This window comes from Paraglaciecola sp. L3A3 (genome assembly GCF_009796765.1).
GTDB lineage: Bacteria > Pseudomonadota > Gammaproteobacteria > Enterobacterales > Alteromonadaceae > Paraglaciecola.
Map to the genome: position 1 here is coordinate 1088372 of NZ_CP047023.1, position 13653 is coordinate 1102024.

The 13653-nt window shown below is 41.2% G+C and carries 3 protein-coding genes; all 3 read left to right on the forward strand.

Annotated features, from left to right (window positions below):
* The first annotated feature begins 299 nt into the window (after positions 1 to 299).
* The 3 genes from GQR87_RS04570 (at position 300) to GQR87_RS04580 (ending at position 13599) form a co-directional block, all read left to right on the forward strand.
* Positions 300 to 5195 carry an FG-GAP-like repeat-containing protein gene (locus GQR87_RS04570; protein WP_158966996.1) on the forward strand — a complete coding sequence of 1632 codons (4896 nt, stop codon included), beginning with the start codon at positions 300 to 302 and terminating at the stop codon, positions 5193 to 5195.
* Between the two features lie 643 nt (positions 5196 to 5838).
* Positions 5839 to 8754, forward strand: a complete 2916-nt coding sequence (locus GQR87_RS04575) for a VCBS repeat-containing protein (protein WP_158966998.1) — start codon at positions 5839 to 5841, stop codon at positions 8752 to 8754.
* 45 nt (positions 8755 to 8799) lie between these two features.
* Positions 8800 to 13599 (forward strand): FG-GAP-like repeat-containing protein, encoded by a 4800-nt coding sequence (locus GQR87_RS04580; RefSeq protein ID WP_158967000.1) that lies wholly within the window; start codon positions 8800 to 8802, stop codon positions 13597 to 13599.
* Positions 13600 to 13653 lie beyond the last annotated feature (54 nt).

Below are 13653 nucleotides of genomic sequence, written 5' to 3' on the forward strand. Positions count from 1 at the left end.
GCGGGATTTTTTTTAACAATTTTTAAATTTTTGGTTAATTATTGAGTGCTAAAATCCCTAGTGGCTTAATTAATCGGTGAGAAATTACTCAATGACAGGTAAAACCCGTTTCCATATTAAATTTTGTCCTAGCGGTTAGTTGCCCCCCATAAAACAAGTATGCTTCGAGTAATGTAATTAAAAAATATAGAGGATAAGCCATCATGGATGAATACCGCTTTACAGTCTGTCTTTTAAATATCCGTTCAAAGTGGCTAGATACCACGTCAAAATTATCCAAAAAATATCGGAAAATGTGTTTGATACTGTTATCAACGCTGATTGTTGGTAATGCAACAGCCAGTTCAATAGATTTGCTTTTTCCTGAGGATTTCTCAATTGAGGCATTGATAGAGCGCGCTCAAATCGAGCGACAGTGGACTTCTACAGAGAAATACGTAGCCCATTATTGGCATAAACAACGACTATATCCGTGGTTTGATTTAAACAGTGAAGGGATTGTCATTAGTAGTCATTGGGCCCGCGCAATTGTATTAGCAGATATGGATGGTGATGGCGATTTAGACGTGGTGGCGGGTCATGATGGTGGAAGTTTTGGCGTTACCAATAAGATATATTTTAATAATGGGCAAGGAGAATTTTCAGATGGAGTGAACATCAGTGACGATGTAAATCGTACCAGGTCAATTCAGGTCGGTGATATGGACGGTGATGGCGACTTAGACGTGGTAGCAGGTAATTACTGGCAAACAAACACCTTATATTTAAATGATGGTTCAGGTGGTTTTTCTAGTGGTTTAGCCATTAGTGATGTGGCTAGTGTAACTCGGGAAATTGTACTCGGTGATGTAGATGGCGATGGTGATCTCGATGTCATTGCGGGTAATGAAAGTCAATACAATACATTGTATCTGAACAATGGTGTTGCATCTGATGGCACGTTTCAGGGCTTTACCAGCGGAGGTTACATTGATAGAGATGCTGCATCCCTTGCATTGGGTGATGTAGACGGGGATGGTGACTTGGACTTGTTGGTAGGAAATTTAGATGCAGCCAATAAACTGTATTTGAATGATGGTAGTGGCGCCTTTGCCAGTGGCGTGGCTATTGGCGATGATAAGGGCAAAAACGAAGTAATTGTACTGATCGACTTTGACCAAGATGGCGACCTGGACCTCCTTGCTGGTAAGGCTAGTCAAAACAAAAAGATTTATCTGAATGATGGCACTGGTGTTTTTGCGACTGGGGTGGCCATTGGCTATTATAGTCCTACCATGGCAATGGCAGTTGGTGATGTAGACGGCGATGGTCACCTAGACGTTTTAACTGGTAATGATCTGTATGTAAATGATGGTAGTGGCGGCTTTGCCAGCAGTGTGACTATTAATAAGCGACAGGATGCAGAGTATGCGGTCGCTCTTGGAGATGTTGACGGTGATGGCGACCTGGATGCTGTAGTAAGTAGTTCTAACGGTATCACACTGTATATAAATGTTTCCGACTCGTTAGATGTAAGCAGTTACCGTGATGAAACCACTACACTTGTTTTAGGTGACGTAGACAATGACGGCGACCTAGACGTGTTAACCGGTAATAATGGTCAAACCAATAAGCTTTATCTGAATAATGGTACTTATGGTTATTACAACTATTTCTTTGCCGAAGCGCTGAGCATTGGTGATGATACCGATAATACCAACGTACTAATACTCAATGATCTTGACCAAGACGGCGACCTTGACGTGTTAGTAGGTAATGATGGTCAAACCAATAAACTGTATTTAAATGATGGCAATGGCGGCTTTGCCAGTGGCGTGGATATTGGCATTGAAACCGATACCACTCAAGCGATGGCCGTGGGCGATGTCGATGGTGATGGTGATTTAGACGTGTTGGTCACTAATCGTGAGCAATCCAATAAGGTCTACTTCAATGATGGCAATGGTGATTTTTCAACAGTTGTGGATATTGGCATTGAAACGGATGATACCACCGTACTCACACTCCTTGATGCAGACGGTGATAGCGACCTTGATGGGCTGGCCGGTGATGGCGGGCCTAACGATAAGCTGTATCTAAATAACGGCAAGGGTGAATTTAGTGCAGGTAATGCGTTTGCTAAAACCGTAATAAGAGGCACCACCTTTTACGAAGATGTTGTGTGGACAGAAGATAATAGCCCTTATCTGATTACTGGCGATGTGACAGTCGCCGTCAATACAACCTTAACGATTATGCCGGGTGTAACCGTGTTGTTTCTTGCCAACAGCGACGATCATAGTGCATCGCAGTATTTACCTAGGGCCGCTTACAGTGAATTGGTTATAGAAGGCAATTTGAGTGTTGTTGGCACAGCTGACAAACGGGTGATACTCACCAGTAGTTCCAATGAGCCGACTATTGGTGACTGGGGAGGTATTTTAGTGCGAGGCTGGGCTCGCGACGTTGATGGTAATGAAATATATGGGGCAGAGTCGGTCACTATGGATTATACGACCATTCAATACAGTGCATATGGCATTGATTTAAATATGGATGGTGACGGGCAGATACTGACATTAACCAACAGTGAACTCTCAAATAATGGCGCTGGAATTAAATTCGAAGACTCTTACAATGCTAAATATGATGAAACTGAATCAACTATTACTCTCACCAATAACGTCTTTAGTCACAATAGTGGTTATGCGATTGATGGCCGCGGGAGAGAATCTCACTTTTTAATTGATGGCAACGAGATAAGTGGTAATGGGCAGTCAATTCGTTTTTGGGGGGGCGGCAATTTAACATTAACCAATAACCAGATAAGTAATAATCAAGGCTCCGTCGAGATCTATTATTGGACAGTTTCATTTATTTTTAGAGGCAATTCGGTGATTGGAAATGAAGGCCACGGTATTTATTTCACAAGTTATGCAGGCGAATTTTTAATTGAAGATAACATTATAGAAAGCAATGGTGGTTATGGATTATATTTCGATACGGATATGCCTGAGAACAGTACATTAGCGATTAGTAACAATAAAGTGCGCAACAATGTGGATGGTGGTATTTTATTTCGGCCATCGAACGATAGGTTCAGTCAACCCTCTATCCATGACAATGAAATAACCGGTAATGCAGGGCCCGGGTTATATATTCGTGTTTATGATAGTAAGAATCTCCCTTCTGTAATAAATAACACTATAGATAGTAATGGAGGGGGGATTTATCTTGAACATGATCGTCGTTATAACGAATTGGGTAATTTTGTCATTGTCTTAACAAATAATCGCATTACCAATAACTTAGTATTTGGTGTCAGTGTTAATGGAGAAGCCAATGCTGTATTAAATAATAATGACATTTACGGCAATACCGGTTACGCCATAGAGAATTACACCCCCTTTACCCTTGATGTTCAAAGTAATTGGTGGGGCCAAGAAGACACAGCTGAAATCAATCAAGGTGCAAACCCTAAAACCTTAAGTTTTATCTATGATGGCACTTTAGATAGTGATACTGGCTTGGTGAATTACTCGAATTGGCTGGAGTTTCCGGCTAATTATAGTTTTACCGAATATATCCTTACTGATGATGACTGGTTGGTGGACAACAATGTTGCAGTTGATAATACAAATACTTGGTCATTACCGGAATTTGACGATAGTAATTGGAGCCAGGCTGTTGTTGGTCAACATAGCTGCAGTTGGAAACCTAGTGCATACGATTTATTGGGTGTTGAGAACGTACACAGGATATGGGATGAAACCGGCTCAGACAGAATTTATTTACGCAAAAAATTTGTTATTGAAGACATGAAGTATGTTCGTTCTGCTCAACTATTTGGGACGGCAGATGATGATTTAACTGCTTATATCAACGGTATAGAAGTGTTTTCTGAAAACACGCTTGTTATGGGGCCTGATCAACAAGCCGATGTACTAGCGTATTTGCAAGTAGGTGAAAATGTTATTGGTTTGGTGGCTCAAGATACGGGGGGGTGTTCATCCGTTGCGGCAGCATTAGCATTAGAGAGCAACGAGCCGCGTCAAGATACTGATCAGGACGGCATACTCGACGTGTTAGATTTAGATGACGACAATGATAGTGTGTTTGATAGTGATGACGCCTACCCCTTGATTGCTATTACAGGTTATGTGGATACTGATCTCGACGGCGCCCCGAATGATTGTGATGCAGGATGTATTTCGCTTGGTATGGTAGCTGATACTGACGATGATAATGACGGTGTTTTAGATGTAGATGATGCATTCCCATTCGACTCGACTAAATCGCAGGCAGAAATAACTATTGCTAAGAATGACGTTGACGGTGATGGTAAATCAGACATTCTATGGCGCAGTTATGATAAGGGCTGGAACGTCTTGTGGGCCATGAATGGTGCACAATCGTCGTCTACCACACCTATAAACGTCGTAGCAGACGTAAATTGGGACATGGTGGGGCAAGGCGATTATGACGGGGATGGTAAATCGGATATTTTCTGGCGTAATAGCGAAACTGGACAGAACTGCATCTACCTGATGGATGGATTCACCATTGTCAAAAAAGCTGAGTTGAACAACGTAGGGGCGCCTCACTGGGAAGTCAAGGGCAGTGGCGACTTTAATGGTGATGGTAAAGGTGATGTATTGTGGCGCCGTGTAGACAGTGGTGATACCTGGCTTTATTTAATGGATGGCACCAAAATTGGTATCAGCTTACCGTCATTGGTAGTCAATGACCTGAATTACCAAATCGTCGGCACAGGTGATTTCAATGGCGATGGCTATGATGATGTGATGTGGCGCAATAAAGCCACAGGCATTAATTATATCTGGTTAATGATCGACGGTGCGATAAGTCGTCGCTATATCCTCAATGCCGTGAATACCGATTGGACAGTTGCCGGGGTCGGTGACTTAGACGGTGATGGCACCGATGACATTATCTTAAGAAACCAAGTAGACGGTCGTAACTGGGCGTACTTGATGGAAAATGGTCAAATCAAAACCAGCCAACTGATGAGTACGGTAGCAGATACCAACTGGCAAATCGCCAACATGGGTGATTATGACGGCGACGGCAAATCCGACATATTGTGGCGTGACGAAAGTGCCGCCCGCAATATCATCCATTTGATGGATGGCTTGACGATTAAAGATAAAGGGGTGGTAAGACCGACTGACAATACTTGGCAGTTGGCTAAATAAGCCAAATTTCCGGTAACGCAAATAGAAAAGGTCATCTCAGTCATATGAGTTGGCCTTTTTTATTTTAGTTAAGGAGGCATTTGGGGTAGTGGTTTAAAGGAAGGGCGGCCAACCGATGAGGTGCTTTAAAGTGCTGATTCCCCTATTGTTTATTCTTTTGTTATTATTTATAATTCGCCGTAGATTTGAAATATACTAAAGTAATAAGTTGCTATTTTATCTGTTTGTAACTTAATAAATATCATATGAAAAATATATCAGGATGATAATTGAACCGCTATGGAATAGGTGGCCTACCTTCCCTCAGTTTTGTTCTCAAAAATTGTTTCCTTGTTATGTTGTATAAAGGACCTTTACCTCTATCTTTTTTTCAGACTTGTTCGATATTTCAGGAAGTGCCCAAGTCGCTCTACCTGTTACCTTGCGATTAATTATGAAAGTTTTCCTAATAAGCTAGCAGAGTAGGCAGCGTAAAGAACAAAAAAGATACGGAGTTTAGGATGAAGGATGGCTTTAAGCCAATAATACTGTCGATAAAAATATTTATTTCTATGTAAATATGCGGTTTTTTATTTTTGAACAGCAGCGTAAGTTCAGATTTTAGCAAATGTAAATAAATCAAAAAAGGAACAAGGGAAAGATTGTGAATAAAAAAATTAACAAATTTTTAGCTTTAGTATTTAGTTTGAGTATGAGTTTCTCGTTGCTCGCTTTTAATTTAGATAGTAATGATGACGGTATTGTTGATGAATCAGGTACTGAACTTAATATTATCACAAATAGTTTTTTTTCTAATAATATTGAAGGCTGGTACTTATCAGGCTTGTACCCCTATTTACTTAAAAATAGAGCTGAAGTAGATGATTTAATGGTTGGTACTCGGAATGACTCTCGTGGTGGTAGTGGCTATATATCGCAAGAGGTTAATCTTTTTGACTTGGGCTTTAGTGATGAAGTTGCATTGGCGGAGGCACTGGAAGCTAATGCCCTGCAAGTTAGATACGGTGGGTGGAGTGCTGGAGACAGTGCTGGAATCACTTTAGTGTTTAAAGATAATGACGGAGAAGTCATTGGCGCCCCTAGCATCATATCCAATGCTTCTACTGACAGATATGTGTGGATGAAAAGAGAGTTAATTAGTTTAATACCTGAAGGGACTCGCAGTATTTTGTATCGAGTTGATTTAAGTGGCTCTGATGCGGTGAGTTCTCGTTTTGATGACGCATTTTTGTTTATTGAACGAGCTAATGATTCGGACAACGATGATGTGTTAGATGTTTACGACATAGATAATGATAATGATGGTGTTATCGATATCGAATTTACTGAGCGTAACTTTTTATTAAATAATGATTTTTTAACGAGACAAACCCACTGGACATTTTCTTCTTTGTACCCCTATTTACTTAAAAATAGAGCTGAAGTAGATGATTTAATGGTTGGTACTCGGAATGACTCTCGTGGTGGTAGTGGCTATATATCGCAAGAGGTTAATCTTTTTGACTTGGGCTTTAGTGATGAAGTTGCATTGGCGGAGGCACTGGAAGCTAATGCCATGCAAGTTAGATACGGTGGGTGGAGTGCTGGAGACAGTGCTGGAATCACTTTAGTGTTTAAAGATAATGACGGAGAAGTCATTGGCGCCCCTAGCATCATATCCAATGCTTCTACTGACAGATATGTGTGGATGAAAAGAGAGTTAATTAGTTTAATACCTGAAGGGACTCGCAGTATTTTGTATCGAGTTGATTTAAGTGGCTCTGATGCGGTGAGTTCTCGTTTTGATGACGCATTTTTGTTTATTGAACGAGCTAATGATTCGGACAACGATGATGTGTTAGATGTTTACGACATAGATAATGATAATGATGGTGTTATCGATATCGAATTTACTGAGCGTAACTTTTTATTAAATAATGATTTTTTAACGAGACAAACCCACTGGACATTTTCTTCTTTGTACCCCTATTTACTTAAAAATAGAGCTGAAATAGATGATTTAATGGTTGGTACTCGGAATGACTCTCGTGGTGGTAGTGGCTATATATCGCAAGAGGTTAATCTTTTTGACTTGGGCTTTAGTGATGAAGTTGCATTGGCGGAGGCACTGGAAGCTAATGCCATGCAAGTTAGATACGGTGGGTGGAGTGCTGGAGACAGTGCTGGAATCACTTTAGTGTTTAAAGATAATGACGGAGAAGTCATTGGCGCCCCTAGCATCATATCCAATGCTTCTACTGACAGATATGTGTGGATGAAAAGAGAGTTAACCAGTTTAATACCTGAAGGGACTCGCAGTATTTTGTATCGAGTTGATTTAAGTGGCTCTGATGCGGTGAGTTCTCGTTTTGATGACGCATTTTTGTTTATTTATGATCTTCGAGATTTAGACAGTGATGGGCTAAGCAACTCTGAAGAATATAGATTGGGTACTTCATACTTAGACAGAGATACTGATGGCGATAATCTAACGGATGGTGTTGATGTTTACCCGTTAGTTTCAATTGGGAACTTACTCGATACTGACAACGACGGCGCACCAAACACATGTGACGAAAGTTGTGTCGCGTTGGGTCTGGCGGCTGACACCGACGATGATAATGACGGTGTTTTAGATGTAGATGACGCATTCCCTCTTGACCCCACCAGAACGGCCAAAGTCAAAAACGACTTAGACGGCGACGGTAATTCGGACTTATTATGGCGCAGTGATGCAAAAGGTTGGAACTTTTTATGGGCGATGGATGGCGTGCAAACTGAATTCGCTAGCCCAATCAATGTGGTGCAAGACGATGGTTGGTTGATGGCCGGTCAGGGTGATTATGATGATGATGGCAAATCGGATATTTTCTGGCGCAATACCATAACCGGTCAAAACTTTATCTATTTGATGGACGGTTTAAACATCAAAGCCCGTAAAGTGCTGAACTATGTTGATGCCCCGCAGTGGGAGCTTGCCGGCAGTGGTGACTTTAACGGTGATGGTAAAGGCGACGTGTTGTGGCGCCGGGTCGACCGAGGTGATACCTGGTTCTATATGATGGATGGCTTAAGTATAGGTACCAATCAACCGTCATTATGGGTAACCGACTTAAATTACAAGATAAGCGCGATAGGTGATATTAACGGCGATGGCACCGATGATGTGATATGGCGTCATCAAGTCACAGGTATCAACTACATCTGGATAATGGAGAATGGTCAGATAGCAAACCGTTACACCTTAAACTCAATTAACTCAGATTGGACGATAGCCGGGACTGGAGACTTAGATGGCGATGGTACGGATGACATTATCTTAAGAAACCAAGTAGACGGTCGTAACTGGGTTTATTTGATGGAAGATGGTCAAATCAAAACCAGCCAACTGATGAGTACGGTAGCAGATACTAACTGGCAAATTGCCAACATGGGTGATTATGACGGTGACGGTAAAACCGACATATTGTGGCGTGACGAAAGTGCAGGGCGCAATATCATCCACCTGATGGATGGCTTAACGATTAAAGATAAAGGTGTGCTTAGACCCACAGATACAAGTTGGGTTTTGGCACAGTGATTATATAAGTAAATCAAAAAATCTAATTACTTCATTGGTGAGATTATGGATGTTTCTACTTTAACTAAGATATGTTGCTTTTATATATTTTTTCTATGGATCCCGAAACATGTCGAAGCTGCACCTAATCCGGGTATTGGGGCTGCGCGTTGTGTAGACGTAACAAGAGAAAAAGGTAGCTCCTACGATAACATTGTAATGGTAAATAATTGCAAAGTAGAAGTGTTTGTATTTTATTGTGGCGATCTTCGATTTTCAAGTGATCAATGTGGTGATGGTCCTAGTTCTTCAGGGGCGGGGTATTACACCCATAGTTGGAATTTAAGCCCAGGGAGGGATAACTCGACACAACTAAATAAGAATGGAGGATTTGGTTATGGTGCATGCCAAGGAACAATTGGGTTTAAAAATGACAATGATTTCGAAGATACAGAAAGTGGCTCGTATCTTTGTATAGATCAAAGGAAGGGGGATGATGTCGGCGGCTCAACCGGCGGCGGTGGCTCAACCGGCGGTGGCTCAACCGGCGGTGGCTCAACCGGCGGTGGCTCAACCGGCGGTGGCTCAACCGGCGGTGGCTCAACCGGCGGCGGCTCAACCGGCGGTGGTTCAACCGGCGGTGGTTCAACCGGCGGTGGTTCAACCGGCGGTGGTTCAACCGGCGGTTATATCCCCCCTACACCCCCTCCACCACCCGAGTTTGAGCTCTCGGCAAATCGCCCAACACTTATTTATTTCTTCGAGCAACCTGAAAAGTCAGGGTTTAACAACCCTAGTGCTAGTATATTTATTTTTAACAGAACAAACTCAAAAAAAACGTTTAGTATAGTTCCTGATGTGGATAATCCACATTGTGCTCATTTCAAAAAAATTGTTGGAGAGGTCGAGGCCAACTCCACTGAGATAGTGCCCTTGGTAAGTGCTTTTAATTTCGAATTACTCCAGCAGTTTGCGTTAAATGTCGTCCAGCCGGAGGAGTATACTAGGTATGGTTGTACCTACAGATTAGAAAGTGAGGGAGTTCAATATAATGGTGCAGTTGTCTATACAGTAACGTCAACAATGATTTTACCTGATACATATGCACCTCCTGTGCCTGTTGACGCTGGCAATATTCCACCAACATTTACTGTCGATACTAATTTTGGTGACGAATTATCTTGTTTTGTATATTTGGATGACGCGCAACGCGTATTTGATACTAGAGATGATAAATACTATACGCGTTATAATACGCTTCAACCGTTGGATTATTTTCAGCAGCAAACGTCAAAACAACATTTTCCAGTAGGTTGGGATGAGGCAATATCGATTTCTGTTGCAGGTCAACAGCTATTGCTCGATGGGGCAGATGTCTATACCAGTCAATGGGGAAACGAGTATGGTTTTACCTGGAGTATTGAGGACCCAAATGGTATTTTGAATAAAAACAGTGGTACGTATTGGACGGATGATATAGCAGGCGTTTCAACGGGGTTACTCCACCCTTGTTTATTTAATTTTAAGGGTGAAATTTTTATCCCAGAAGAATTAGGTGATGATTCCAATACAATATTTTTAACATTATATAAAACCTATGGTGTTGCTCAGGGGGCCGCTAAAGAAGAAATTAAAAAATTCCGAATTACCTACGATTTTATTGATACGGACTCACAGGTCCAATTAAAAAACACATCGAGCAATGTCGTTGTATTTAATGATTTAGTCAATAGTGCATCTCCATCGGGTATTACATTTAAAGGCCCTAATATCTCCTCAGAGAACTTCGCCTTTGAGTTTACGCTTGATCAGATTCATACTGCCTCAGATTTTTTTATAGAAGGTACGCTTGGTGGTTTGCCTTTATATTTCAGTATTCCGGTAAATGATTTAACTAACACCTATGCTGAAGTGAAATTCATTCAAGCTAAATTAGGGGAAAATGGTCAAGTAGAATTTAATGCGGAGATACTACTTGATTCAACTTTGACTGTATTAAATGACAATACAAAAGTCGCTGTGCATATTGATACAAGGTGGTTAGCTCAAGGTGATTATAAAGGTAATTTATATGCACACATTCCTGGTTTGGGTCGTTCAGGGAAATTAAGGCAGAGTGATGTAAATCGATTTAATGATTTTAAGGGAAACAATATTCACATTCGTTCAGTCTTCAGTGAAAGTTTTTCTAACTTAGACTATGACGCTGATGGTTTGGCCAATAATATTGATGGTGTATTTGGCTTTTATGGGCAACCTACTATTAACGGACCAAATTCTATATTTAATCTAGAGAGGCGAGGCTTAGATAGCGACTTTGATGGAATTTCTGACCAGGAAGACCCTCTGCCGTTTGATGCGACTATTGCCTATGATAGTGACCAAGATGGCCATATTGATTCTCTTGATCAGGATGCTTTGGGGAATTCCATTTTCAGAGCAAATGCGAATATTTTATATAAATGGACATCGCCTTCAGAAAGAAGCATATCAAATTTCTCTATTAAAGGGTCTAAATTATTTGTAGAGCAAGCTTTTAAATCTTCATCTCGAAGATTTACTATTGATGGTAATACCGGCGAACAAATTGAGGATGTTAATGTAGAAAATAGCTCATTGTATCCTGGTGCAGTGTTGCTAAGACGTGAATCAGTTCCTCAAACATTTCCTGTTAGCGATGTGAATATAGATGGGCACGCAGATCTTTTAGATTTTTCCGAAATAACAGACATTAAAGTAGTAAGTGGACTTGATTCGACACAAACCTTATATCGTATTGGCTATTTACCCGTGAGCCACCTTAAGGGTATTAAACCACTTACAATGGATTATGACAGGGATGGTATTGATGATATTACTATCATCATTGAGAGAAACCTCAGCTTTAAATATTATACACATGTCTTTATTTACAGCGGAAAAAATGGTGCTCCGTTAGCAGAGTACTTACTAGATCCTAGAGGCGATTACCAAACTCCCAATTCGCAATATCATGGTCTATTAGATGTTAATGGTGATTCTTACCCAGAGATATTCCAATTAGAAGTTAGAGCTGGGGTTATTCAGCTCACAGTTTATGAACTCGGCCCGGACAATGATGGTGATGGGGCGCCGGATGCTTATGACCTATTTCCTCACAATCCTTTTGAAACGAAAGATTCTGATGGCGATGGTATAGGTGATAATGTTGACGGGGAAAAGTATGATGCTAGTACGGCAATTAGTGACGATTCTGACAGTGATGGAATTCTAAATACAATAGATAACTGCCCATTAAATTCTCTAGGAGCACACTCTGATTACGATAGTGATGGTATAGGTGATGGGTGTGATTTAGATGATGATAACGACGGTGTTGATGACATTGTTGACGTTTTTCCTAGATGGTTTAGCGAATCAAAAGACTCTGATTTTGATGGTGTTGGTGATAATGCCGATAACGACGATGATAATGATGGTGTAGAAGATGCGTTTGATGAATGGCCATTTGATTCGCAGAAAACAGGCGATAGAGACTCCGACAGTATTGATGATTTGTTTGATGATGACAACGATAACGATGGTGTAATTGATGAGCTAGATGCTTTTCCTTTCATCGCTTGGGAGTACAGTGATACTGATGGTGACGAAATTGGAGACAATACAGATAACTGCCTATTAATCCCTAATTCGGATCAACTCAATTACGACCAGGATGATTTTGGTGATGCTTGTGATGTTGATAAGGATAATGATGGTTTTGGAAATTCCTGGGATGCTTTTCCGCTAAACGAATATGAAGTTAGCGACTATGACGGGGATCGTGTTGGCGATAACACTGATAATTGTGTTTATCTTAGTAATGAAGATCAAATGAACTCAGATGATGATGCTTTAGGTAATGTTTGTGACCCAGATGATGACAATGACGGCATTCCTGATAATGAAGATACCGAGCCACTAAACCCTAATATTGGCCTATTGATGGCCGAAAACGACGTTGACGGAGACGGTAAATCTGACCTGTTATGGCGCAGTGAAGCAAAAGGTTGGAACTTTTTATGGGCGATGGATGGGATTCAAACCAAAGAAGCAAGCCCAATTAATGTAGTACAAGACGATGGTTGGTTGATGGCTGGTCAGGGCGATTATGATGCTGATGGTAAGTCAGATATTTTCTGGCGTAACACTGTCACTGGTTTGAACTTTATCTACCTGATGGATGGATTTAATATTAAAGCCCGTCAAGTGCTGAACTACGTGGATGCTCCGCAGTGGGAGTTACGTGGCAGTGGTGACTTTAATGCTGACGGTAAAGGCGACGTGTTGTGGCGCCGGGTAGACCGAGGTGATACCTGGTTCTATATGATGGATGGCTTAAGTATAGGTACCAATCAACCGTCATTATGGGTAACCGACTTAAATTACAAGATAAGCGCGATAGGTGATATTAACGGCGATGGCACCGATGATGTGATATGGCGTCATCAAGTCACAGGTATCAACTACATCTGGATAATGGAAAATGGTCAGATAGCAAACCGTTACACCTTAAATGCAATAAATGCAGATTGGAGTATAGCGGGTGCCGGAGACTTAGATGGCGATGGTACGGATGACATTATATTAAGAAACCAAGTAGACGGTCGTAACTGGGTTTATTTAATGGAAGATGGTCAAATCAAAACCAGCCAACTGATGAGTACGGTAGCAGATACCAACTGGCAAATCGCCAACATGGGTGATTATGACGGTGACGGTAAAACCGACATATTGTGGCGTGACGAAAGTGCAGGGCGCAATATAATCCATCTGATGGATGGCTTGACGATTAAAGATAAAGGGGTCGTAAGACCGACTGACAATACTTGGACGTTAGCGCAATAGGCATATAGAAAACGCAGCCTACTCAATTTTATCTAGGGAAAATGTATTCTTCAT

Excerpts from the sequence above, each read along its gene's own strand:
- GQR87_RS04580 (WP_158967000.1), top strand. The coding sequence starts at position 8,800 with ATGGATGTTTCTACTTTAACTAAGATATGTTGCTTTTATATATTTTTT.